This window comes from Streptococcus sp. CP1998, from assembly GCF_041026655.1.
Classification (GTDB): domain Bacteria; phylum Bacillota; class Bacilli; order Lactobacillales; family Streptococcaceae; genus Streptococcus; species Streptococcus dentalis.
In genome coordinates this window covers 1,602,216-1,626,582 of record NZ_CP163380.1, presented here as the reverse complement: position 1 = coordinate 1,626,582, position 24,367 = coordinate 1,602,216, and the positions used below count along the sequence as shown (strand labels likewise).

The 24,367-nt window shown below is 43.6% G+C and carries 20 protein-coding genes and 1 pseudogene; 19 read left to right on the top strand and 2 right to left on the bottom strand.

Features of this window, described 5'->3' with window-relative positions:
• The first annotated feature begins 146 nt into the window (after positions 1-146).
• The 5 genes from secA to recG all read left to right on the top strand — a co-directional run bounded on the left by secA (position 147) and on the right by recG (position 7,374).
• Complete coding sequence (gene secA, locus AB4X21_RS08270) at positions 147-2,666, top strand: preprotein translocase subunit SecA (protein WP_003013159.1); 2,520 nt, start codon at positions 147-149, stop codon at positions 2,664-2,666.
• Positions 2,667-2,718: 52 nt separating this feature from the next.
• Positions 2,719-3,747, top strand: a complete 1,029-nt coding sequence (locus tag AB4X21_RS08265) for a 3-deoxy-7-phosphoheptulonate synthase (protein WP_270299161.1) — start codon at positions 2,719-2,721, stop codon at positions 3,745-3,747.
• An 86-nt stretch (positions 3,748-3,833) separates the two neighbouring features.
• Positions 3,834-4,199 carry a holo-ACP synthase gene (gene acpS, locus AB4X21_RS08260; RefSeq protein WP_270299163.1) on the top strand — a complete coding sequence of 122 codons (366 nt, stop codon included), beginning with the start codon at positions 3,834-3,836 and terminating at the stop codon, positions 4,197-4,199.
• On the top strand, positions 4,186-5,298 hold the full coding sequence (alr, locus tag AB4X21_RS08255) for an alanine racemase (RefSeq protein ID WP_320911212.1): 1,113 nt from the start codon (positions 4,186-4,188) through the stop codon (positions 5,296-5,298). The genes acpS and alr overlap by 14 nt, the downstream gene beginning before the upstream one ends.
• Before the next feature lie 60 nt (positions 5,299-5,358).
• Positions 5,359-7,374, top strand: coding sequence for an ATP-dependent DNA helicase RecG (gene recG, locus AB4X21_RS08250; protein ID WP_369087792.1), 2,016 nt, complete (start codon positions 5,359-5,361; stop codon positions 7,372-7,374).
• Between the two features lie 85 nt (positions 7,375-7,459).
• Here recG and AB4X21_RS08245 read toward each other — a convergent pair whose 3' ends face one another.
• Complete coding sequence (locus tag AB4X21_RS08245; protein WP_320911214.1) at positions 7,460-8,422, bottom strand: asparaginase; 963 nt, start codon at positions 8,420-8,422, stop codon at positions 7,460-7,462.
• 62 nt (positions 8,423-8,484) lie between these two features.
• On the opposite strand from AB4X21_RS08245, the gene AB4X21_RS08240 reads away from it, so the two are divergent.
• Positions 8,485-9,885, top strand: a complete 1,401-nt coding sequence (locus AB4X21_RS08240) for a Cof-type HAD-IIB family hydrolase (RefSeq protein WP_320911215.1) — start codon at positions 8,485-8,487, stop codon at positions 9,883-9,885.
• 36 nt (positions 9,886-9,921) lie between these two features.
• Here AB4X21_RS08240 and AB4X21_RS08235 read toward each other — a convergent pair whose 3' ends face one another.
• A complete protein-coding gene (locus tag AB4X21_RS08235; RefSeq protein ID WP_003013310.1) occupies positions 9,922-10,374 on the bottom strand; it encodes a universal stress protein in 453 nt (150 codons plus the stop codon).
• A gap of 208 nt (positions 10,375-10,582) precedes the next feature.
• Between AB4X21_RS08235 and AB4X21_RS08230 the strand changes: the two genes are divergently transcribed.
• From AB4X21_RS08230 to AB4X21_RS08170, 13 genes and pseudogenes are all read left to right on the top strand, one after another.
• Entirely contained in the window at positions 10,583-11,797 is a 1,215-nt protein-coding gene (locus tag AB4X21_RS08230; RefSeq protein ID WP_369087791.1) for a pyridoxal phosphate-dependent aminotransferase, read from the top strand.
• Positions 11,798-11,984: 187 nt separating this feature from the next.
• On the top strand, positions 11,985-12,773 hold the full coding sequence (gene codY, locus AB4X21_RS08225; RefSeq protein ID WP_320911216.1) for a GTP-sensing pleiotropic transcriptional regulator CodY: 789 nt from the start codon (positions 11,985-11,987) through the stop codon (positions 12,771-12,773).
• On the top strand, positions 12,773-13,351 hold the full coding sequence (locus AB4X21_RS08220) for a cysteine hydrolase family protein (protein ID WP_151378703.1): 579 nt from the start codon (positions 12,773-12,775) through the stop codon (positions 13,349-13,351). Before codY ends, AB4X21_RS08220 begins: the two co-directional genes overlap by 1 nt.
• Positions 13,352-13,463: 112 nt before the next feature.
• Positions 13,464-14,687, top strand: a complete 1,224-nt coding sequence (locus AB4X21_RS08215; RefSeq protein ID WP_151378702.1) for a glycosyltransferase — start codon at positions 13,464-13,466, stop codon at positions 14,685-14,687.
• Positions 14,674-15,561, top strand: coding sequence for a glycosyltransferase family 2 protein (locus AB4X21_RS08210; RefSeq protein WP_155126520.1), 888 nt, complete (start codon positions 14,674-14,676; stop codon positions 15,559-15,561). Before AB4X21_RS08215 ends, AB4X21_RS08210 begins: the two co-directional genes overlap by 14 nt.
• 26 nt (positions 15,562-15,587) lie before the next feature.
• Entirely contained in the window at positions 15,588-16,871 is a 1,284-nt protein-coding gene (locus tag AB4X21_RS08205) for an accessory Sec system glycosyltransferase GtfB (RefSeq protein WP_155126523.1), read from the top strand.
• A complete protein-coding gene (locus tag AB4X21_RS08200) occupies positions 16,868-18,361 on the top strand; it encodes a glycosyltransferase (protein ID WP_155126526.1) in 1,494 nt (497 codons plus the stop codon). Before AB4X21_RS08205 ends, AB4X21_RS08200 begins: the two co-directional genes overlap by 4 nt.
• A 119-nt stretch (positions 18,362-18,480) precedes the next feature.
• Entirely contained in the window at positions 18,481-18,783 is a 303-nt protein-coding gene (gene gatC / locus AB4X21_RS08195; RefSeq protein WP_070575453.1) for an Asp-tRNA(Asn)/Glu-tRNA(Gln) amidotransferase subunit GatC, read from the top strand.
• Positions 18,783-20,245 (top strand): annotated as a pseudogene (gene gatA / locus AB4X21_RS08190) (Asp-tRNA(Asn)/Glu-tRNA(Gln) amidotransferase subunit GatA). The gene gatC and the pseudogene gatA overlap by 1 nt, the downstream one beginning before the upstream one ends.
• Positions 20,245-21,687: an Asp-tRNA(Asn)/Glu-tRNA(Gln) amidotransferase subunit GatB gene (gene gatB / locus AB4X21_RS08185; protein WP_155126532.1), complete on the top strand. Its 1,443-nt coding sequence runs from the start codon at positions 20,245-20,247 to the stop codon at positions 21,685-21,687. The pseudogene gatA and the gene gatB overlap by 1 nt, the downstream one beginning before the upstream one ends.
• 99 nt (positions 21,688-21,786) lie before the next feature.
• On the top strand, positions 21,787-22,170 hold the full coding sequence (locus AB4X21_RS08180; protein ID WP_155126535.1) for a hypothetical protein: 384 nt from the start codon (positions 21,787-21,789) through the stop codon (positions 22,168-22,170).
• Between the two features lie 132 nt (positions 22,171-22,302).
• Positions 22,303-23,346 (top strand): 2,3-butanediol dehydrogenase, encoded by a 1,044-nt coding sequence (locus AB4X21_RS08175; protein ID WP_369087790.1) that lies wholly within the window; start codon positions 22,303-22,305, stop codon positions 23,344-23,346.
• 95 nt (positions 23,347-23,441) lie between these two features.
• Positions 23,442-24,353, top strand: coding sequence for a DMT family transporter (locus tag AB4X21_RS08170; protein ID WP_320911220.1), 912 nt, complete (start codon positions 23,442-23,444; stop codon positions 24,351-24,353).
• Positions 24,354-24,367 lie beyond the last annotated feature (14 nt).

The window sequence follows — 24,367 nt, the reverse complement described above, 5'->3', positions numbered from 1 at the left end:
TAGCAGGCATTTTTTTGAATCCTTCAACACGAAAAAAATTATTAAAATGTCCTGTAAGATACAGCATTGATCTTGAAAAAATATTAAAAAAATGCTAGAATAAAAAGAACGTTTTAAATTTTAAAAGATTCAAAGTAAGGAAAAAAATGGCAAATTTATTAAAAACAATTATTGAAAATGATCGAGGCGAAATCAAACGCCTGGAAAAAATGGCTGATAAGGTATTTTCTTATGAAAACCAAATGGCAGCTTTGTCAGATGACGAATTAAAAGCTAAAACAGTTGAGTTTAAACAACGCTACCAAGACGGTGAGTCTTTGGATGATCTCTTGTATGAGGCTTTTGCGGTTGTCCGTGAAGGGGCGAAACGGGTACTTGGTTTGTTCCCATACAAGGTACAGGTTATGGGGGGGATCGTTCTTCACCATGGTGACGTTCCAGAGATGCGTACAGGGGAAGGAAAAACCCTGACAGCTACCATGCCTGTATACTTGAATGCATTGTCTGGTAAAGGCGTGCACGTTGTTACCGTCAATGAATACTTGACAGAGCGGGATGCAACAGAGATGGGAGAACTTTACTCATGGCTTGGCCTTTCAGTAGGGATCAACCTTGCAGCGAAATCTCCAGCTGAGAAAAAAGAAGCTTACCTCTGTGATATCACTTACTCAACCAACTCAGAGATCGGATTTGACTATTTGCGTGACAACATGGTTGTGCGTGCAGAAAACATGGTTCAACGTCCATTGAACTACGCCTTGGTCGATGAGGTAGACTCAATCTTGATTGACGAAGCGCGTACTCCATTGATCGTTTCTGGTCAGACAGCTTCTGATACGAGTCAGCTCTATCACATGGCTGATGCTTATGTGAAAACCTTGACAGAGGATGATTACATTATCGATGTTCCCTCTAAAACCATTGGTTTGTCTGATTCTGGTATTGACAAGGCAGAAAGCTACTTTAATCTTGAAAACTTGTACGATATTGAAAACGTAGCTTTGACTCACTTTATCGACAATGCCCTTCGTGCAAACTACATCATGATTTTGGATATCGACTATGTGGTTAGCGAAGATCAAGAAATCTTGATCGTCGACCAATTTACTGGACGGACCATGGAAGGACGTCGTTATTCTGATGGTCTTCACCAAGCGATCGAAGCCAAAGAAGGTGTTCCAGTTCAAGAAGAAACTAAAACATCTGCATCGATTACTTACCAAAACCTCTTCCGTATGTACAAGAAGTTGTCAGGGATGACAGGGACAGGGAAAACCGAAGAAGAAGAATTCCGTGAAATTTATAACATTCGCGTGATTCCAATTCCAACCAACCGTCCGATTGCCCGTATTGATCATCCAGACCTTCTCTACCCAAGCTTGAAATCAAAATTCAAGGCTGTTGTGGAAGATGTGAAGTCTCGTCATGAAAAAGGTCAACCAGTCCTCGTGGGTACTGTTGCCGTTGAAACCAGTGATTACCTTTCTCAATTGTTGGTTCAAGCAGGTGTTCCTCACGAAGTTTTGAATGCGAAAAACCACTACAAAGAAGCGCAAATTATCATGAACGCTGGTCAACGTGGCGCTGTTACCATTGCGACCAACATGGCCGGACGTGGTACGGATATCAAACTTGGTGAAGGTGTCCGCGAACTCGGTGGACTGTGTGTCATCGGGACAGAACGTCACGAAAGCCGTCGGATCGATAACCAGCTTCGTGGACGTTCAGGACGTCAAGGGGATCCAGGTGAATCTCAATTCTACTTGTCTCTTGAAGATGAATTGATGCGCCGTTTCGGTTCTGAACGGATCAAAGCAGTGCTTGATCGCTTCAAGTTGAGTGAAGAAGAATCGGTCATCCGTTCAAACATGTTCACCCGTCAGGTAGAGGGTGCACAAAAACGGGTTGAAGGAAACAACTACGATACTCGTAAACAAGTCCTTCAATACGATGACGTGATGCGGGAACAACGGGAAATTATCTACGCTGAACGCTATGATGTCATCACAGCTAACCGTGACTTGGCGCCTGAAATCAAGGCCATGATCAAACGGACCATCAAACGGATTGTTGAAGGAGCCAGCCACTCAAGCAAGGAAGAACGTATCGAAGCGATTTTGAACTTTGCCAAATACAATTTGGTTCCGGAAGATACGATTTCTGAAAGCGATATTGAAGGAAAATCTGACAAGGAAGTTATTGATTACTTGTATGCACGTGCAGAAGAAATCTATGCCAGCCAAGTAGCGAAATTGCGTGACGAAGAGTCTGTGCAAGAATTCCAAAAAGTCTTGATCCTTCGTGTGGTGGACAGCAAGTGGACGGACCATATCGATGCTCTGGATCAATTGCGAAATGCGGTTGGACTTCGTGGATATGCGCAAAATAACCCAGTGGTAGAATACCAATCAGAAAGTTTCCGTATGTTTAACGATATGATCGGATCGATTGAATTTGATGTGACTCGTCTCATGATGAAAGCCCAAATTCACGAACAAGAACGTCCACGTACGGAACACAGTATTTCAACAACTGCGACTCGCAACATTGCAGCGCAACAACAAGATATTCCAGCAGATATTGACTTGTCACAAGTGAAACGCAACGATTTGTGCCCTTGTGGTTCAGGCAAGAAATTTAAAAACTGTCACGGACGTAAATTTTAAGAGTTCCTCTGAAATAGAGAGAGGATGGGTCTAGCTAGCATAAGGAGGCCGTATGGTATTCATTACGAAGAGCAATAAGATTGATGAGCAAGAGATCACTTCGCTTTACCGCTTGGAAGGTCCAGCCTTGGAGCGCAAAGAAGCGCGTGATCGTGAGTTGGAAGCGATTATCAAAGGAGAAGACCAACGGATCCTTCTTGTGATCGGTCCTTGCTCTTCTGATAATGAAGAAGCTGTGATGGAGTATGCCCGTCGTTTGGCAGACATGCAAGAGCAAGTCAAAGATCAGATTTTCATTGTGATGCGGGTCTATACGGCTAAGCCTCGGACCAATGGGGATGGCTATAAAGGCTTGATGCACCAACCAGATACACATGCAGCACCAAGCTTTGTGGATGGTTTGAAAGCGGTCCGACATCTCCACTACCGTGTGATTACAGAAACTGGTTTGACAACTGCGGATGAGTTGCTTTATCCAGCAAGTCTTCTGTATGTTGAGGATTTGATTTCTTATCATGCCATTGGAGCGCGTTCGGTTGAAGACCAGGAGCATCGCTTTGTATCTAGTGGGATCTCTGCTCCGACAGGCATGAAGAATCCAACCTCTGGAAATCTTTCTGTCATGTTCAATGCGATTTATGCTGCCCAACATCCCCAAAACTTTTTGTTCAATGCCCAAGCAGTGGAAACATCAGGAAATCCTTTAGCCCATGCGATCCTTCGTGGGGGCTTGGATGCACGTGGTAAGAATGTTCCAAACTACCATTATGAAGATTTGCTAGCGGCAGCAAAACGCTATAGCGAAATGGGCTTGCAACATCCCTTCATCCTGGTGGATACCAACCATGACAACTCTGGCAAACAATTCGAAGAGCAAGTACGCATCGTGAGAGAAACCATGATGAACCGTGCTTGGAACAAGGATTTGGCAACTTTAGTTCGTGGTTTCATGATTGAATCCTATCTAGAAGATGGCCGTCAAAATGAACCAGTGGTTTATGGTCAATCCATCACAGACCCTTGCCTGGGTTGGGAAAAAACACAGGCCTTGGTCAAAGAAATTGCAACGATGAATAAGTAAAAGGCAGGGGCGGAAGGAGTGATTCTTTAGCCCCTTCTCTTTTGTCAGTCAAACGATACTGAAACGATAAATAAGGATAAAACAAGATGATCAAAGGACATGGCATCGATATCGAATCGATCGCTGCGATTGAAAAAGCCTATCAGAAGAATACTCGATTCGCTGAAAAAGTATTAACTGAGGCTGAGCGAGAGCGCTTTGAGGAATTGTCTGGAAAACGGAAAATGGAATATTTAACGGGCCGATGGTCCGTCAAAGAAGCCTTTTCAAAGGCAATGGGAACAGGGATTGGACCAGTTGGTTTTCAAGAGTTAGAAATTTTAAATGATGCCCACGGAGCTCCCTATTTTTCCAAGTCTCCTTTTTCTGGGAAGGTATGGGTTTCGATCAGTCACAAGGGAGACCTAGTGTCGACCAGTGTCATTTTGGAGGAAGAAAATGAAAGCAAGTAAACATAGACCAACTGTTGCAAAAGTCGATTTGGATGCCATTGCCTTTAATGTGCAACAAGTCAGTGAGCATATTCCGACCAAAGCTTTGAAATATGCAGTCGTCAAGGCCAACGCCTATGGTCATGGGGTCGTTGCGGTGACCAAAAAATTGGCACCTCAGGTAGATGGTTTTTGTGTTTCCAATATGGATGAAGCCATAGAAATCCGTGAAGAAGGCTTGCAACACCCTATTTTAATTTTGGGAGTTGTGCCAAGTGAAACAGTGAATCTAGCTAAAAAGCATGATATCCGCTTAACGGTGGCTAGTCTTGCTTGGTTGGATCAATTGCTTGGAGAAGAAGCTGATCTTTCAGGATTGAAGGTCCATATCAAGGTGGATTCAGGAATGGGGCGGATAGGATTCCGAAGGATCGAAGAGATCAAAGAGGCTGAACGCCTCCTCTTGGCAGCTGGAGCTGAAATTGAAGGAATCTTTACTCATTTTGCGACAGCAGATGAAGCAGATGATCGAAAATTCCAAGCGCAATACCAATTTTTCAAAGAAGTATTGGCTGCTCTTGAAACCCTTCCTCTCATTGTCCATGCGAGTAATTCTGCCACCTCTTTGTGGCATGCGGATACGATTTTCACGGCTGTTCGCTTGGGAGATGTCATGTATGGCTTGAATCCCAGTGGTTCTGTGCTAGCCTTGCCTTATGAAATCAAGCCAGCCTTGAGTTTGGTGAGTGAGTTAGTTCATGTGAAACAGTTAGAAGCTGGTCAAGATATTGGCTATGGCGCAACCTATACGACGGAAGAACCCCAATGGATTGGGACGATTCCTATTGGCTATGCGGATGGCTGGATCCGAGAGATGCAAAATTTCCATGTGCTGATTAAGGGGGATTATTGTCCCATTGTTGGTCGCGTTTCGATGGACCAGGTAACGGTTCGCCTTACCGAAGAATTGCCTCTGGGGACCAAGGTTACCCTGATTGGACGAGAGGACGAGAAAGAAATCACGGCAACAGAGGTTGCGGATTACCGTGGTAGCATTAATTATGAAGTGGTCTGTCTTTTGAGTGATCGAATTCCTCGTGACTATACAGGTGAAGAATAAGAAGAAGCAGGTGGGATTTTCCCGGATGGACCTGCTTTTTTATAAAAGAAAGGAGGAGAAATGAATCTACACCAACCCTTATCCGTACTGCCTGGAGTCGGTCCAAAATCGGCGGAAAAATTTAAAAAGTTAGGAATTGAAACCTTAGAAGATCTGCTCTTGTATTTCCCCTTTCGTTATGAAGACTTCAAAACGCGCAATGTTTTAGAGTTAGAAGATGGGGAAAAAGCCGTCATCTCTGGGGTGGTAGCAACACCAGCCAATGTTCAATATTATGGCTACAAACGAAACCGCTTGCGTTTTTCGATCAAACAGGGAGACCAAGTGATTGCGGTTAATTTTTTTAACCAACCCTATCTAGCAGATAAAATCGAGGTCCAGCAGACAGTGGCGATTTTTGGGAAATGGGACAAGGCCAAGGGGAGTTTGACAGGAATGAAGCTCCTGGCTCAAGTGGAAGATGATTTGCAGCCAGTCTATCGAGTGACGCAAGGAGTCAGCCAAAACAGCCTGGTGAAATTGATCAAAATAGCATTCGACCAGGGTTTGGAGCAGCTTTTAGAAGAGAATGTACCCCAAATCTTACGAGAGCGTTATCAACTCATGTCTCGTTCCCAAGCAGTACAAGCTATGCATTTTCCTAAGGATCTGGCAGAGTACAAGCAAGCTCTTCGCCGGGTAAAATTTGAAGAGCTCCTCTTTTTCCAGCTGCAACTCCAAGTGCTAAAAGAAGAAAATCACGATGCCAGCCAAGGGATTTCCTTGGCCTGGAATCCAGAAAAATTAGCAGAACGAAAAAAACAGCTTCCCTTTGAGCTAACGCAAGCTCAAGAAAACAGCTTGAATGAAATCTTGACAGATATGGCTTCTTCTTATCATATGAACCGCCTCTTGCAAGGGGATGTGGGAAGCGGGAAGACAGTCGTGGCCGGTCTTGCCATGTATGCGGCCTTAAGCGCTGGGAAGCAAGCGACCTTGATGGTTCCAACGGAGATTTTGGCAGAGCAACACAAGGAAAGCTTGCAAAATCTTTTTCCTGACTTGCCAATTGCCCTTTTAACAGGAGGATTAAAGGCGGCTGAGAAACGAGAAGTCATAGAAGAGATCGCCTCAGGAACAGCTCAACTGATTGTGGGGACACATGCCTTGATTCAAGAGGGAGTTCACTACCAAGATCTAGGCTTGGTCATTATTGATGAACAGCACCGTTTTGGGGTTTCCCAGCGCCGTATCCTTCGAGAAAAAGGACAAAATCCAGACGTCCTGATGATGACGGCTACCCCTATTCCCCGGACCTTGGCTATTACAGCCTTTGGAGATATGGATGTGTCCATCATTGACCAGATGCCTGCTGGACGAAAGGAAATCATCACACGTTGGGTCAAGCATGAGCAGTTAGAAGTGGTCCTCGACTGGTTAGTCAAAGAACTTGGCAAAGGTTCTCAAGCTTATTTTATTTCTCCATTGATTGAAGAGTCAGAGGCGCTAGATTTGAAAAACGCCCTTGCCCTCCAAGAAGAGCTAGAGGCCTTCTTTGGTCAGCGAGCACGCGTTTCTCTTCTTCACGGGAAGATGAAAAGTGAAGAAAAAGATGCTATCATGCAGTCCTTTAAAGAGCACCACATTGATGTTTTGGTGTCTACGACCGTTATTGAAGTAGGAGTCAACGTACCCAATGCAACCGTTATGGTCATTATGGATGCAGATCGGTTTGGTCTTAGCCAGCTTCACCAGCTTCGAGGTCGGGTTGGTCGGGGAAACAAGCAATCCTATGCTATTCTAGTAGCCAATCCTAAGACAGATAGTGGCAAGCAGCGCATGAAAATCATGACAGAGACAACCAATGGGTTTGTGCTGGCGGAAGAAGATTTGAAAATGCGAGGTTCAGGTGAAATCTTTGGAACCCGTCAATCTGGGATTCCAGAATTTCAAGTGGCGGATTTGGTAGAAGATTATCCCATTCTGGAAGAAGCGCGGAAAGTCGCCAGCAAGATTGTAGCCACGCCAGATTGGCGCGAACACCCCGATTGGCATTTGCTCTCGCTTTACTTAGAAAAGAAAGAACATTTAGACTAACATATAAAAAGGGAGTAGAGTGGAAATTCTTTGGATTCCACTCTACTCCCTTTAAGATTGCATTTTACGGGCTTTGTATCTTACTTTACCCTTCGATATAGTCTTTGAGTTCTTGTCCTTTTAGGCCGGCATTGAGGGCGATGAGGAGTTTGATGCGTGCTTTGGGGGCATTTAATTCTTTGATGAAAAAGACACCTGCTTGATGGAGTTGGACGCCTCCTCCTTCATATGCGTAGACGGGTTCAGCGATTCCATTGAAGCAACGGGATACTAAAGCGATTGGAAGGCCTGCATCCATGAATTCTTGGAGTTTATGTGCCGTTTCTTTAGGGATGTTTCCTGCTCCAAAGGCTTCGATAATGAGGCCATCGAGCTTTGAAAGATCCAGCATGTCTAGCAGATCGGTTTTCATCCCTGCGTAGGTAGCAATGATCGGAACGAAACCATCGATGGTTTCGAGATCAAAGCGCACCCTTGGCTCGGCTGTTTTAAAGAAGAGGATTTCCTTTTTCATGACCAACCCCAGTGGGCCGTGGGTTGGTGTCTGAAAGGTGCTGACATTTGTGGTATGGGTTTTGGTGACGTACTTAGCCGCATGAATTTCATCGTTCATGACGACTAAGACACCTTTATCGCGTGCTTTCGGATCGGCAGCTACTCGAAGGGCTGTCAGAAAATTGTAGACACCATCGCTTCCGAGCTCGTTGGAGCTTCGCATAGCTCCTGTAATGACCACAGCGATCTCGAGTAACTTCATGGTATCCAAGAAATAAGCCGTTTCTTCCAGCGTATCTGTCCCGTGGGTAATAACGATGCCATCATAGTTGTGAGCTTCCTCTTTGATTTTTTGATATAGGGCTAACATGTGACGGGGGGTCATTTGAGGGCTGGGAAGGTTGAAGAAGTCCTCCGAGGTGACTGCAATTCCTTCAATTGGTGAAGTAACTTGGGTCATGGGATTGACTTCATTGGTAATCACTGCCCCAGAGTCATCTGCTGCCATCGAAATGGTCCCTCCGGTATGTAGTGCTAAAATTTTCTTAAACATGTGAAGCTCCTTGGAATATGTGATATAATTTATTTTATCATAAAAAGAAAGAAACAGTAGACATGGAAATAAAAGCAGTCTTTTTTGATATCGATGGAACCTTGGTTAATGATAGTCGAGCGGTCCTAAAATCAACAGAAAAAGCCATTCAGTCTTTAAAGGAAGAAGGGATCTATGTAGGCCTTGCGACAGGGCGGGGACCGGCCTTTGTCAAACCGTTTATGGAACGCTATGGTTTTGATTTTGCAGTGACCTATAATGGTCAGTATATTTTGACCAAGGACCGCGTGCTGTATACTAGCCCAATCGATAAAAAGAGTCTGCACCAACTAATTGACTATGCTCGAGAACACCGTAAGGAAATTGCTCTCGGTACCAAGGATGGGGTATTTGGTTCTCGGATCATGAGTTTTGGGATGAGTCCTATTTCAACCTGGTCTAGTCGTTTTGTGCCCCGCAAAATGGCCCGTACAGTCAGTCGAGGATTTAACAAAGTGGTTAGCAAGGTCATCCCACAAGATCAGGATACCCTCTATGCACTAGCGCAAGAACCAATCTACCAAGTGTTGATCTTATCGAGTCCAGAAGAGACTGCAAAAATTGAAAAAGAGTTTCCACATCTGAAATTCACGCGGTCTAGCCCATTTGCAGCAGATGTCCTCAACCCAGGGATTTCCAAGTTAGAAGGGATCCGCATCGTTGGTCAGGGATTTGGCTTTGACATCGATGAAGTGATGGCTTTTGGAGATTCTGATAATGACTTAGAGATGCTTTCAGGTGTTGGCTTGTCTATTGCGATGGGAAATGGGACGACAAGTGTTAAGGCGATTGCCAAGCATACCACGACCAGCAATGACAAGGATGGCATTCAAAAGGCCCTACAGCACTTTGGTATTCTCTCAGAGAAAGAACTCTTTCTTTCTAAGGATGATCACTTCAATAAGGTCAAAACCTTCCATGGAGTGATGGATGGGAAAACCCAGGAGAAACCAGTTGTCTGGCAACCCCAAGATGCCCTCTATCGGACCATGTTCAAGCAAGAGGAATTAGTGGAATTTGTCCGAGCAGCTAGCTCAAGTGAGGAAGAATTCGATCGCTCGGTAGCAGCCCTTCACGAAGCTTTGGATAAGGCTGCAGATAAGGTTCGTAGCAAGCATCCAGCTGAAATTTCCATGGTGGGGCAGGTTGATGCCTTAATCGATACCTTATATCTGACTTATGGTAGCTTTGTTCTAATGGGAGTTGATCCTGAAGAGGTCTTTGAGATTGTTCATCGGGCCAATATGGGCAAGATTTTCCCAGATGGAAAGGCGCACTTTGATCCAGTAAGCCACAAAATTCTGAAGCCAGATGATTGGGAAGAAAAATACGCCCCGGAACCAGCCATCAAAAAAGAACTCGATCGCCAGCTCAAGGCCTACGAAAAACATGCAAAACAAAAAGAAGCAAAAAAAGACAACTAAAAAAGTTTGGAACTTTTGTTCCAAACTTTTTCTTTCTTACATGGTTTTATCCTTATCACGTACCACTAGTAAGTCTACTTTAGCGTGGCGAAGGATATATTCTGAGGAGGATCCGACCATTAACCGTTCGAAGGCATTGAGTCCGGTAGCTCCGACCATAATAAGGTCAACCCCTTCTTTACTTGGGATATCATTAGCCAAGAGGACCTTTGGATTTCCCATTTCTACAACAGTCGCAACATTTTGAACGCCGACTTTTTCAGCACGTTCCTGGTAGCCTTTGAGCAATTCATTGGCTTCTTCTTGCAATTCTTCGTAGACCTCAGCATCAAAAGTTGAGACGCTTTGAAGGGCACGGGTATCGATGACGTGGACAATGGTCAATTTAGAGCCGTTGCGAAGAGAAACATTAACCCCTTTTTCAAAGGCTAATTCTGCTTCATGGGAACCGTCGACAGCGACCATAATGTTTTCGTATTTTTGAGACATAATCCTACCTCCTTATAGCTTGAAAACATGGATAGAATAGAAAGGAATCCTATTCCTTATACACTTATATTTTATCCCTTTTAGGGCAGAATGTAAAGGTAAAGTCTCGTTTTTCTGCTATATTTTTGCTGAATTTTTAAAGTCCTCGGTTTGTACTCTATTTGAACTAGTGGTATAATAGAGATAATTTCGTGAATCGAGGCAGAATATGAAGGAATATAATAAATCAAGCAAACTCGAACATGTCGCTTACGATATTCGTGGTCCAGTCTTGGAAGAAGCCATGCGCATGCGAGCAAATGGAGAAAAAATTCTTCGTTTGAATACAGGGAACCCTGCTGAATTTGGCTTTACAGCTCCAGATGAAGTCATCCATGATTTGATCATGAATGCGCGTGATAGTGAAGGCTATTCGGATTCAAAAGGAATCTTTTCAGCCCGCAAGGCCATTATGCAGTATTGCCAGTTGAAAAGAATTCCAAATGTGGATATTGATGATATTTATCTTGGGAATGGAGTAAGTGAGCTGATCGTCATGTCGATGCAAGGACTGCTCGACAATGGGGATGAGGTCTTAGTTCCCATGCCGGACTATCCTCTTTGGACAGCAGCTGTCAGCCTAGCTGGTGGGAATGCGGTTCACTATCTTTGTGATGAAGAAGCAAACTGGTACCCAGATATCGAGGATATCAAGTCGAAAATCACCTCAAACACTAAAGCTATCGTTGTTATCAACCCGAATAACCCAACAGGTGCCCTCTATCCAGATGAGATCCTGCTTGAGATTGTGGAGATCGCTCGCCAAAATAACTTGATTATCTTCGCAGATGAAATTTACGATCGCTTGGTCATGGATGGTGAAAAACACACGGCTATTGCAAGCTTAGCACCTGATCTCTTCTGTGTAAGTATGAATGGCTTGTCAAAATCTCACCGGATTGCCGGTTTCCGTGTTGGTTGGATGGTTCTGTCTGGTCCGAAGCATCATGTGAAGGGCTATATTGAAGGCTTGAACATGTTGTCCAATATGCGTCTTTGTTCAAATGTTTTGTCTCAACATGTTGTGCAAACCTCTCTTGGAGGCTACCAATCAGTGGATGAACTCTTGCTTCCAGGTGGTCGAATCTACGAACAACGCAATTTTATCTACAAAGCCATCAATGATATTCCAGGCCTCTCAGCTGTTAAGCCAAAGGCTGGTCTCTATATCTTCCCTAAGATTGATCGGGACATGTACCGCGTGGATGATGATGAACAATTTGTTTTAGAGTTCTTGAAGCAAGAAAAAATTCTCTTGGTTCATGGTCATGGCTTTAACTGGAAAGATCCAGATCACTTCCGGATCGTTTACCTTCCACGTGTCGATGAGTTGGCTCAAATTCAAGAAAAAATGACTCGTTTCTTGAAACAATACAAACGCTAATTAGATAAAGGATTGAAGAGAAAAGTCTTCAATCTTTTTTTGATTCATTCTATAAAATCCATGTCATCGAATCGATATTTTTCTGAATTGCGCATAATTGTAGAAAAAATAAATAATTTTCAGATAATTCGATTGAAATTCCCACACTTATATGATATACTTGAGCTGACTATATGCGAGGTTTATTATGGCAAATTTATTAGAAAAGACACGAAAAATTACATCTATCTTGAAACGGACAGATGAACAGTTGCAGGCTGAGATGCCTTACAATGATATTGCTCAGCAATTGGCGGATATTATTCACTGTAATGCCTGTATCATTAATAGCAAAGGAACCCTCCTTGGTTATTTCATGCGTTACAAGACCAACAATGACCGGGTAGAAGCTTTCTTTCAAAATAAAAAATTACCAGAAGATTATGCTAAAGCAGCAAGCTTAGTTTATGATACGGAAGCAAACCTTCCCATCGAGCATGATTTGACGGTCTTTCCAATTGAGACCAAGTCTGTATTTCCTGATGGATTGACGACCATTGCGCCCATTCATGTTTCTGGGATTCGTTTGGGGTCTTTGATCATTTGGCGGAATGATAAAGAGTTTGATGATGATGATTTGATCTTGGTTGAGATTGCGAGTACCGTGGTAGGGATTCAAATGTTGAACTACCAACGCGAGGAAGACGAGAAGAATATTCGTCGTCGGACAGCGGTGAATATGGCTGTCAATACCTTGTCTTACTCTGAGTTGCGGGCTGTTTCTGCCATCCTTAGTGAATTGAAAGGAAATGAGGGGCAGTTGACTGCTTCTATCATCGCGGATCGGATTGGCATTACCCGCTCTGTGATTGTCAATGCACTTCGGAAATTGGAGTCAGCTGGTATTATTGAAAGCCGTTCACTTGGAATGAAGGGAACCTATCTCAAAGTGTTGATTCCAGATATCTTTGAGGAAATTAAGAAAAGAGATTACTAATGACTAAAGCTTTGATTTCAATTGACTATACTGTCGATTTCGTAGCAGATGATGGTAAGCTTACGGCAGGTGCTCCTGCACAAGCCATTTCTGAGACTATTGCTCAGGTGACCCAATTGGCCTTTGACCAAGGAGCCTATATCTTTTTTGCCATTGATGCGCATGATGTAGAGGATCCATTTCATCCTGAAAGCAAGCTCTTCCCACCTCATAATATCATTGGGACCAGCGGACGTGATTTGTACGGCCCTTTGGCAGATTTTTATCGGGAGCACAAAGCGGATCCACGAGTTTTTTGGATGGATAAACGTCATTATTCTGCTTTTTCAGGAACGGACCTAGATATCCGCCTGAGGGAACGTCATGTAGATACCGTTATTTTGACAGGTGTCTTGACCGATATCTGCGTCCTCCATACTGCGGTTGATGCATATAATCTCGGCTATCAGATCGAAGTCGTGGAACCTGCAGTGGCGTCACTTACTCCTGAAAATCATCAGTTTGCCTTGAATCATTTCAAGCATGTCTTAGGGGCAAGCTTGGTCGACGATGCACTTGCTGTATTAGACACAAAATAAGAAAACAATGTAAAAGAGGTCGTAGACATTTGTCTGGACCTCTTTTTAGGGCTTAGAGATTGTCTTCCTCTCTCGAAAATGGTATTCTAATGGAAGAATATAAGGGGGAGTTATGAATAAAAAAGCTGTCGTCTTTTCAGCCGATCTATCTTATATGGAAAAATTGGAAACCGCTATGAAGTCATTGTGCGCCCATCAGGACCGGTTGAAAATTTATGTTTTAAATGAAGATCTACCAACAGAGTGGTTTGCTATCATGAATCAGCGCTTGCGCCAGTTGGATTCAGAAGTGATCAATTGTCGGATGTCTCCCGAGCAATTCCAGTCCTTCTCGCTTCCAAGTAACCATATTCACTATGCAACCTATTTCCGTTACGCTATTCCAGAGATTGTGGAGGAAAAGCGGATCCTTTATCTGGATTGTGACATGATCTTTACACAGGATTTATCGCCTTTGTTTGAGGTCGATTTAAAAGGTCATGGACTGGGGGCAGTGGTAGATAAGCCGACGACGACAGATGGTTTTAATGCTGGACTTTTGGTGATTGATAGGGTTTGGTGGCAAGAGCACCAAGTGACAGAGGCACTTTTTGACCTTACTCGCGAGTACCATCAGCATGTATACGGAGACCAAGGAATTTTGAATCTGTATTTCAAAGATGCGTGGTACCCTTTACCTTGGACCTATAATCTACAAGTAGGGTCTGATAAGGATCAATATCACTATGGAGATTTAGACTGGTACGATGCCTTTCAAGGGATTCCCGCGGTCGTTCATTATACCTCTCATAATAAACCATGGACCTCTAAACGCTTCAATCGTTTTCGTGAATTATGGTGGTTTTACTATGCCCTCTCTTGGGAGGAAATTTTGCTTCGAAAACCAATTTTAAAGCAAACCTATCCAGATCTAGTGGGAGAATTTCCTTATCATGCCGCCATTTATACCCATACAGCAGATATCTACGAGTTGGAGACTTTGTTAAAAGAATTGCCAGACGTAGCGATTCATGTCCTTGCCCATAGCCATTTTGGTTTTAACTTGGTGCAATTGGAACGCTATCCCAACCTCTTTCTTTATCCCTCTTTTGATCCCTTGACCAGTCGAAAGGTCCTAGAAAAATTGGATTTTTACCTGGATATCAATCCTTATGATGAGGTAGATCAAATTACGCAAACGCTCAGTCAACAAGGCCTTCCCATATTTTCTTTTGAAGGAACGAATCATGTGGAAAATGGTGAGAACCAAGTGTTTGCGGATGACCAGGTGCAGGAGATGGTGGCAGCGATTCGCGATTATTTAAAGAGAAATGAGAAGAAGCATGGAAACAAATGAAGTAGTGAGTATCATCATTCCCATCTATAATGTAGAAGCTTATTTGAGACAATGTTTGGAAACGGTTATCCATCAGACCTACCCTCATTTGGAAATTATCCTGGTCAATGATGGTTCACCAGACCAGTCAGAAGAGATCTGTAAAGAATTTTTTAGGCAGGATGCGCGCATCCGCTACGTTCGCCAAGAAAATGGGGGTTTATCTGCTGCTCGAAATACAGGGATTGAGCTAGCAACTGGTGATTACATCACCTTTATTGATCCAGATGACTGGGTGACGGAGGACTATGTAGAAGTGCTCTATCGTCAACTTCAAAAGTATGGTGCGGATGTTTCAGTAGCCAACTATAACCTCTATGATGACAGTAGTAGAAAATACTTGATTAAGGTAACGGACGACGATTATTCAGAGACTCTTTATGAGGGGCGCGAGATCATGGACCACGATGCTATCCAGGAGACCAGAGATATGGCCTGGGCTTGTGCCATGATGAAGCTCTATAAGCGTAGCTTATTTGAAGGGCTTCGTTTTCCGGTTGGAAAAAATGTCGAGGATAACTTCCTGATGTATAAGCTCTTCTTAAAAGCCCATCGGGTAGTTCATACGGAAAAATGTATTTATTGGTATCGCGTGGGCCGTGCAGATACTCTGTCCCAGGTTTGGACAGAAAAGCGAGTCGTCGATGAGATGGAAGCTAAGCAAGAAAAATTGGCTCTACTGGGGATGTTGGGCTATGATTTGACCTGGCATCGCTATATCTACAAAACGCGCTTGAAACGGGCCCTTGAAAAATTAGAGGAAGCAGGTTTGCAAGGGTCAGAAACCTATGAGCGTGTGGTGATCAACCTCGGTTTCATTGAAAACCTAGGCTAACTAATTATTGACGAGAAAGGATCAGCATGTTCATTATTGCACCAGAGCAGACCAAAGAGCTGGATCGTTTGCAAAGATTATTGGACAAACTTGGCCAGACCTATCGAGTATTTGTGACCAATCTGGAAACTGATTTAGCTGAACAGACAGATAGTCTTGCGACCTTTTTTACCCAAAAAGACCCAACATCAAAAGTTGGGAAACCATTATTTTTCAATGATTTAGCAGTCCCAGAATTATGGGAATGTTGGACCCTGGGGATCACAACCTATCTTTTTGATGGTGAGGAACGGCGCGCCAACGTGGTTTTGCGAGAGGATATTTTGTCACGAACGGTTGAAAGAGTGGAGTGGTTTGGTCAGGGAGAAGAGGTCGTATCCATTGATGTATACAACCGCTATGGCTGGAGAAGCAAACGGAGTCTCCTAACGGAAGCTGGTCAACCATATTTAGATATTTATTTGAACCGTCAGCAAGAAGAAGTCCTGCTTCACTTTGTCTCACAAGGAATCTTTTTGCATCAACCTTCTAAAGGACTTGATCACCTGTATGCTAATAAGGAAGAGCTACAAAGAGTTGTTCTGAAACAACTCTTGCCCGAAAATGAAGCTATTCTTTTGTTGGATAAGACATTGCTAGATGTTGTGAAAGAGATACCTAAAGAAAGACTAGCCTACTGTGCACGAGAAACTCATGATCTAGATGAGATCAAAGAGCATGTTGACCAGATTTTATTGTTAGAAGATGGTCTATTGAGTGAGAGAAAAGACGGGATCACAGTCTTGTCAGGGCTAGTAGATGTGGAGCAGGAAAGTTTTCAACCAGAAGCTCTAGTCATGACGGCTTCTCAAGAGGTCGAAGGCTTATCTAGCTTGGTCCATCAATTCCCACAAGTGACCTTTCACGTTGCTGCTTTGACGGCCATGGGTCCGAAATTAACAGATTTAGCGAGTTGCTTCAATGTGCGCCTCTATCCAGGGATTTCACTGGGAAAATATGAGGAGTTGTTATCCAGTTGCTCTATTTATCTGGATTGCAACCAGGGAGGAGAAGTGTGGAGCAGTAGTCTTCAGGCTCTTGAAAATGAGCAAGTCTTGTTTGGTTTGAAGAGTACGGTTCATGATGAAGCCTATAAAGAATTGAGCACGATCACAGATACAGTCGAAGAAATGAAACAGCAACTAGAAATATTGCTCCAGCATCCAGAGGCTTTCAAAGAAATGTTAAGAGAGCAAGCACGAATCTTAGAACTGCCTAAAAAAGAAGTTTTGGGAGAGCTTTTTAATCGATTAGAGGGAGGTCTAGGATGACCATTTATACCTTTAATCTATTAGTAGGATATGAACCCAATGGGGTCGATGTTGCACAAGCCTCTCGGGCAAAGATACTCCGGGGCTTGGGAGTGACAGCGAAGTTTGTCTTTACCACATGGCCCACTCCAGAAAAATTAGCCTATTACCTCTCTTTGGGGCACCGGGATGAGGAATTACTCTTTGCTCATCTGACATTTACAGATCAAAAAACCAGTGTTCCTCAAAAGACAGTGGGGGACTTGCAAATGGAGTTTCAACTGACTCGTTTAGATACTATTGAAAAAACGGAAGGAGCCATTCGCTACCAATTTGCGGATAAAAACGAACTAACCTTTCATTTGGATCCCTATCATCCAGACTGTGTCCGCTATGTAGACTATCTTTTAGCGGGAAATATGATCAAACGAGAGTATTATGGAGCTTGTAAACTTGCTACAGAGTATTTTCAATATGGTAGGATACTCAGACGAACCTATCACAATCAAGATGGAAGTATCGCTTTTGAAGAATTGAGGTTGGGTGAAAGCTGGCTCTATAAACTGGAACCTGAAGTTTTGACCAACCATACAGAAGTGATGAGACGTTTTTTGTTGCAGCTATCGTTAAAAGAAGAAGATCTGATTCTGCTTGATCGGGCCTCACGCATGGATTTTGCCCGCCCTTTGTTGGAGAAAGATGCTCCTTCCAAGCTCGCCATGGTGTTTCATTCGGAGCATGAATTTGAAAATGGACATCTCAACTATGAGTATTATTATGTGTTCAAGTATGCCAAACGCTTCGATTACTTCATCACGGCGACGGATCTTCAAAAAGAAGTCTTGGAGCAGACACTTGCTAAACAAGGCTGCAAAGGAATTCCAATCTATAGCATTCCGGTAGGGCATCTAGAAGAATTGACGGAATCACAAGGAGACAGATCTCCCTTTAGTGTGCTCACAGCTTCCCGTTTGGATCCAAGAAAACGCGTCGATTTGGCTATTCGAGTAGTGGCCCAAGCTCATGAACAACTTCCAGCCCTTCAGTTTGATATTTATGGAAAGGGTGGAGAAGCGGACAACTTGCGACACTTGATTCAGGAGCTTGCAGCACAAGATTATATTCACCTACGCGGTCATGCGGATCTTCAGCAGATCTATCCTTGCTACCAAGTTTACCTCACCACTTCTCAGTGGGAGACCTTTGGTTTGACTTTGATGGAGGCGGCTGGAGCAGGGTTAGTCTTGCTCGGCTTTGATGCCCGTTATGGCAATCCAACTTTTATAAAAGAGGGTGAAAATGGCTTTTTGGTACCTTATAGCGAGATAATGCCAGAAGAACAATTGGTGAAAGAGTTGGCAGAAAAGCTGGTCCAGCTCTTTGAAAGCGACCTTGCTCCATTTCACCAGGCTTCTTATGACTTGGCCTCTTCCTATCTCACATCTAACGTCCAGGAAGTCTGGAAAGAGACATTAATGGAGATGGGGCAATTAGGCGGAAAAGAAATATAAAAAGAAGAATCTGTAGTGACAAAAAAGTCCTACAGATTTTTTCTAAGGCAAGCAAATTAGGCTAAATTATGGTAGAATAGAGGGTATTGAAAAATCATCATTTCACGAAAGGAAGCAAGATGAAAATTACGCAAGAAGAGGTAACCCACGTTGCCAATCTTTCAAAATTGAAATTCTCTCCAGAAGAGACAGCTGAGTTTGCGACAACCTTGTCGAAAATTGTCGACATGGTGGAATTGTTGGAAGAAGTGGACACAACAGGCGTTGCCCCAACAACGACCATGGCGGATCGTAAGACCGTATTGCGTCCGGATATCGCTGAAAAAGGGACTGACCGTGACCGCTTGTTTAAAAATGTACCTGAAAAAGATAATTACTACATCAAGGTACCAGCTATCCTAGAAGATGGAGGAGATGCCTAATGTCATTCAACCATAAAACCATTGAAGAGTTGCACGACCTCCTTGTCTCTAAGGAAATTTCAGCAACCGAATTGACACAAGCGACTCTTGAAGACATCACGGCGCGTGAAGAAGCAGTTAACGCCTTTGTAACGGTGGCCGAAGAAGCGGCCCTTGCGCAAGCTAAGGCTATTGATGAAAAAGGAATCGATGCAGACAACCTCTTGTCAGGGATTCCACTTGCTGTCAAAGACAATATCTCAACAGATGGCATCTTGACCACTGCGGCTTCAAAAATGCTCTATAACTACGAGCCAATCTTTGATGCGACAGCTGTTGCCAATGCCAAAGCCAAAGATATGATTGTCATCGGGAAGACCAACATGGATGAATTTGCCATGGGTGGATCAGGTGAAACTTCATACTATGGACCAACCAAGAATGCTTGGGACCACAGCAAGGTGCCTGGTGGATCTTCTAGTGGTTCAGCAGCTTCTGTCGCTTCAGGACAAGTCCGTTTGTCCCTTGGTTCAGATACAGGTGGTTCTATCCGTCAGCCAGCTGCTTTTAACGGGATTGTTGGTCTCAAACCTACTTATGGAACAGTTTCCCGTTTTGGTCTCATTGCTTTTGGTAGCTCACTCGACCAAATTGGACCTTTCGCTCCAACCGTTAAAGAAAATGCCCTCTTGCTTAATGTCATTGCCAGCGAAGATGCCAAGGATTCAACATCTGCGCCTGTTCGTGTAGCCGATTTTACTTCTAAGATTGGTCAAGACATTAAAGGCATGAAGATTGCCCTTCCAAAGGAATATCTTGGCGAAGGGATTGACCCAGAAGTCAAAGAAACCATCCTCAATGCGGCGAAACACTTTGAAAAATTGGGAGCAACTGTCGAAGAAGTTAGCCTTCCACACTCTAAATATGGGGTTGCCGTTTACTACATCATCGCTTCATCTGAAGCTTCTTCAAACTTGCAACGTTTCGATGGGATTCGCTATGGTTTCCGTGCGGAAGATGCTAAAAACTTGGATGATATCTACGTGAACACTCGTAGCCAAGGCTTTGGTGATGAGGTTAAACGCCGGATCATGCTTGGTACCTTTAGTTTGTCATCTGGTTACTACGATGCTTACTATAAGAAAGCTGGCCAAGTCCGTACCCTTATTATTCAAGACTTCGAAAAAGTCTTTGCGGATTACGACCTCATCCTTGGACCAACAGCTCCAAGCGTAGCCTTTGATTTGGATTCGCTAAACCATGACCCGGTTGCCATGTACTTGGCTGACCTCTTGACCATTCCAGTCAACTTGGCAGGTCTTCCAGGAATTTCGATTCCTGCAGGTTTTGTGCAAGGTCTTCCAGTTGGTTTGCAGTTGATTGGTCCGAAGTATTCTGAAGAAACCATCTACCAAGTCACGCCTTTGAAGCTACGACGGATTACCACAAGCAACAACCCCTTATTTTCGGAGGTGACAATTAATGAACTTTGAAACAGTCATCGGACTTGAAGTCCACGTTGAATTGAATACAAACTCAAAAATTTTCTCACCAACCTCTGCTCACTTTGGGAACGAGCAAAATGCTAATACCAATGTGATTGACTGGTCTTTCCCAGGGGTGCTTCCTGTCTTGAACAAGGGTGTTGTGGATGCTGGTATCAAGGCAGCTCTTGCCCTCAACATGGACATCCACAAGAAGATGCACTTTGACCGGAAGAACTATTTCTACCCTGATAATCCAAAGGCTTACCAAATTTCTCAATTTGATGAGCCAATCGGTTACAACGGTTGGATTGAAGTGCAATTGGAGGACGGCTCAACTAAGAAAATCGGGATTGAACGGGCCCACTTGGAAGAAGATGCCGGTAAGAACACGCACGGGACAGACGGCTTCTCTTATGTAGACCTCAACCGTCAAGGGGTTCCATTGATCGAAATCGTATCTGAAGCAGATATGCGTTCTCCAGAAGAAGCTTACGCTTATTTAACAGCTTTGAAAGAAGTTATCCAGTACACTGGTATTTCAGACGTCAAGATGGAAGAAGGATCGATGCGGGTGGATGCCAACATTTCCCTTCGCCCATACGGTCAAGAGGAATTTGGTACTAAGACAGAATTGAAAAACTTGAACTCCTTCTCAAACGTGCGCAAAGGTCTTGAATACGAAGTGGAGCGTCAAGCGAAAATCTTGCGTTCAGGTGGTGTCATTCGCCAAGAAACACGTCGTTATGATGAAGCCAACAAGAGTACCATTCTTATGCGTGTCAAAGAAGGAGCAGCGGATTACCGTTACTTCCCAGAACCAGACCTTCCCTTGTTTGAAATTTCAGATGAGTGGATTGAGGAAATGCGTACGGAGTTGCCAGAGTTTCCAAAAGACCGTCGTGCTCGCTACGTGGCAGAGCTTGGCTTGTCTGATTATGATGCCAACCAATTGACAGCGACGAAAGTTACTTCTGACTTCTTTGAAGCAGCTGTAGCCCTTGGTGGCGATGCCAAACAAGTGTCTAACTGGCTCCAAGGGGAAGTAGCACAATTCTTGAACGCAGAAGGTAAGACGCTGGAAGAAATCAAATTGACACCAGAAAACTTGGTCGAAATGATTGCCATCATCGAAGATGGAACCATTTCATCTAAGATTGCCAAGAAAGTCTTCGTTCACTTGGCGAAAAATGGTGGCGGTGCGCGTGAATACGTTGAAAAAGCTGGATTGGTACAGATTTCAGACCCTGAAGTCTTGGTCCCAATCATCCACCAAGTCTTTGCAGACAATGAAGCAGCGGTAGCCGACTTCAAGTCAGGGAAACGGAATGCGGACAAGGCCTTCACAGGCTTCCTCATGAAAGCAACCAAAGGCCAAGCCAACCCACAAGTAGCACTTAAACTACTTGCTCAAGAATTGGCGAAGTTGAAAGAAGAGTAATAGATAAAGAACCAGCCGAGAGGTTGGTTTTTACTATCCATAAAATTGTGTTAGAATAGGAAAGACCATTACATATCAACTGGCATTAGGAGGAGTTACATGAACAAATTTTTAAGAGTCTTATTTGTCCTGGTTATCATCGCCATGTCTGGAGCGATTATCTTCCAGCTATTCTTTCCATCTTATATGGGAAGTCATTCGGGATATGGTGTTTCTGTCGGTTGGCAACGGGAGATTGGAATTTGGAATGTGGCGGTCCTTGTAATTCTCATTGCTGTCAATCTCAAATACGATTGGTTTTATCTTCGGGCGGTTCTATTGGCTCTAATCCTAGGTGGGATTGGGATCGGTACTAATCATCTCTTCAGTTATTTTCACTATCATCTGCCGATCAATGGGATCGGTGCGCTTGAAAATTATCTCCTGGTCCTCGGCTGGATGGTGGGATGGGGATTGGAATCCTCTCGGATCAAGAAGAAATAAGAAGGAGCAGTCAAAAGGCTGCTTTTTCACATGTTCAGTTATTCCTTGACAAGCAAAAAGAAAACGTTTACAATAGTATATAAAGTTTCCTGAAAAGAAAACTAAAAAACGTGAAAACAAGGAGATCATCCTATGGCTACTATGAAAGCGACTCGCTGGCATGCAGAAAAAGACGTTCGGATCGAAGAAGTGGAAGTACCTGAAGTACAACCACATCAAGTAAAAGTGGCAGTTAAGTTCACAGGGATCTGTGGTACGGACTTGCATGAATATTTGGATGGACCGATCTTCATTCCAACAGAAGAACATGTTTATTCTGGTCAAAAAGCACCGGTTACTTTGGGACATGAATTCTCTGGTGAGATTGTCGAAGTCGGAAGTGATGTCACTCGTGTCAAAGTTGGCGATCGTGTAACTATCGAACCAATTCTTGCAGAGCACAACTTAATTGGTGATTATAACCTCGATCCAAACTTGAACTTTGTCGGACTCGCTGCAGATGGTGGTTTTGCTAAATATTGTGTTCTTGATGGTGATCTTGTCCATGTGATTCCAGATAGCTTGAGCTATGAACAAGCCGCTCTTACAGAACCTGCTGCGGTTGCTGTGTATGCCGTTCGTCAATCTGCTTTGAAAACTGGAGATACAGCTGTTATCTTTGGTTTGGGACCAATTGGTCTTTTGATTGTTGAAGCCCTTCGTGCAGCAGGCGCATCAAAAATCTATGCAGTTGAATTGTCTCCTGAACGTCAAGCCAAAGCAGAAGAATTGGGAGCAATCGTTGTTCGCCCAGAAGAAGGAGAATCAGTCGTAGAAGCCATCCATCGTTTGACAGGTGGTGGAGCAGATGTTTCTTATGAAGTTACTGGAGTTCCAGTTGTTTTAGGCCAAGCCCTTGCAGCTGTTCATAAAGCTGGGGAATGTATGGTTGTATCGATTTGGGAACGTGAAGCCAGCATCAATCCAAATGAATTCGCCATCCAAGAAAAATCTCTCAAAGGAATTATTGCCTACCGTCACATCTTCCCTAAAGTCTTGGAATTGATGGAACAAGGCTACTTCTCTGCTGAAAAATTGGTTACTAAGAAAATCAAATTGGAAAATATCGTTGAAGAAGGATTTGTTGAATTAACACAAGATAAATCCCAAATCAAGATCTTGGTTCAACCTGAATAAGCGAATAAATTTATATGAAATAAAGCAAGGCTGAAACGTTTCGTTTCGGCCTTTTGTGATACAATAAAAGTAAGGAACAGATTTGGGAGGGGACTATGTCAAAGACGATGAAGGGGACGCTCATGACCTTGATTGCTGGGATCGCTTGGGGTTTATCAGGAGCTTGCGGCCAGTACCTGATGGGTCATGGATTTACAGCAATTGGTTTGACAACAATTCGTTTAGTGTTTTCAGGAGCTGTACTACTGCTTCTTGCCTATCTAGCGGACCAGGAAAAAGTAAAGGCCTTTCTAACAGACCGCTCGTCATACATCCCCTTGCTTTTATTTGCATTTTTGGGTTTGTTAATGACCCAATTGACTTATTTAGAAGCGATTGATGCGACTAATGCAGGTACTGCAACTGTTTTGCAATATCTCTGTCCTATTGGAGTTTTGGCCTATTCTTGTGTTAAGGACCGAGTAGCTCCGACAGTATCTGAAATCTTTTCGATGATCTTAGCCATTGCAGGGACCTTTCTCATTGCAACCCATGGTCAACTCAATCAATTGGCAATCACTCCTAAGGGGCTAGCTTGGGGACTTATTTCTGCCTTTGCCTATGCCCTCTACATCATTCTACCTATTCAGTTAATTCAAAAATGGGGGAGTATGTTGGTGATTGGTATCGGTATGCTCATTCCAGGGCTTGTGATGATTCCCTTCACGGGAAGAAGACTTTTTCATGGCCAATATAGCATGGATAATCTAATGGGCTTAGTTGGCTTAGTGGTGATTGGGACCATATTTGCCTATACGGTCTTTTTGAAAGGGACAACTCTGATTGGACCGGTCAAAGGTAGCCTTCTTGCAGCTATTGAGCCTATTTCAGCTGTATTTTTTGCCTTTGCCATTATGAATGAGCATTTCTTTGCCATTGATTTTATAGGAATGGCTATGATCCTCTTTGCGGTCCTCTTGATTTCCCTTAAGGATCTCATGATTCAAAAAGAAAAAGGAATCTTGTAAAACCAAGATCAATT

Bases quoted from the DNA above. Each gene is read 5' to 3' on its own strand.
- AB4X21_RS08215 (WP_151378702.1), top strand. From the start codon at position 13,464: ATGAATAAAAAAGCTGTCGTCTTTTCAGCCGATCTATCTTATATGGAA.
- AB4X21_RS08240 (WP_320911215.1), top strand. From the start codon at position 8,485: ATGGAAATAAAAGCAGTCTTTTTTGATATCGATGGAACCTTGGTTAAT.
- gatC (WP_070575453.1), top strand. From the start codon at position 18,481: ATGAAAATTACGCAAGAAGAGGTAACCCACGTTGCCAATCTTTCAAAA.
- gatB (WP_155126532.1), top strand. From the start codon at position 20,245: ATGAACTTTGAAACAGTCATCGGACTTGAAGTCCACGTTGAATTGAAT.
- AB4X21_RS08230 (WP_369087791.1), top strand. From the start codon at position 10,583: ATGAAGGAATATAATAAATCAAGCAAACTCGAACATGTCGCTTACGAT.
- recG (WP_369087792.1), top strand. From the start codon at position 5,359: ATGAATCTACACCAACCCTTATCCGTACTGCCTGGAGTCGGTCCAAAA.
- AB4X21_RS08175 (WP_369087790.1), top strand. From the start codon at position 22,303: ATGGCTACTATGAAAGCGACTCGCTGGCATGCAGAAAAAGACGTTCGG.
- AB4X21_RS08170 (WP_320911220.1), top strand. From the start codon at position 23,442: ATGTCAAAGACGATGAAGGGGACGCTCATGACCTTGATTGCTGGGATC.
- acpS (WP_270299163.1), top strand. From the start codon at position 3,834: ATGATCAAAGGACATGGCATCGATATCGAATCGATCGCTGCGATTGAA.
- AB4X21_RS08200 (WP_155126526.1), top strand. From the start codon at position 16,868: ATGACCATTTATACCTTTAATCTATTAGTAGGATATGAACCCAATGGG.
- secA (WP_003013159.1), top strand. From the start codon at position 147: ATGGCAAATTTATTAAAAACAATTATTGAAAATGATCGAGGCGAAATC.
- AB4X21_RS08210 (WP_155126520.1), top strand. From the start codon at position 14,674: ATGGAAACAAATGAAGTAGTGAGTATCATCATTCCCATCTATAATGTA.
- AB4X21_RS08180 (WP_155126535.1), top strand. From the start codon at position 21,787: ATGAACAAATTTTTAAGAGTCTTATTTGTCCTGGTTATCATCGCCATG.
- alr (WP_320911212.1), top strand. From the start codon at position 4,186: ATGAAAGCAAGTAAACATAGACCAACTGTTGCAAAAGTCGATTTGGAT.
- AB4X21_RS08235 (WP_003013310.1), bottom strand. From the start codon at position 10,374: ATGTCTCAAAAATACGAAAACATTATGGTCGCTGTCGACGGTTCCCAT.
- AB4X21_RS08205 (WP_155126523.1), top strand. From the start codon at position 15,588: ATGTTCATTATTGCACCAGAGCAGACCAAAGAGCTGGATCGTTTGCAA.
- AB4X21_RS08265 (WP_270299161.1), top strand. From the start codon at position 2,719: ATGGTATTCATTACGAAGAGCAATAAGATTGATGAGCAAGAGATCACT.
- AB4X21_RS08220 (WP_151378703.1), top strand. From the start codon at position 12,773: ATGACTAAAGCTTTGATTTCAATTGACTATACTGTCGATTTCGTAGCA.
- AB4X21_RS08245 (WP_320911214.1), bottom strand. From the start codon at position 8,422: ATGTTTAAGAAAATTTTAGCACTACATACCGGAGGGACCATTTCGATG.
- codY (WP_320911216.1), top strand. From the start codon at position 11,985: ATGGCAAATTTATTAGAAAAGACACGAAAAATTACATCTATCTTGAAA.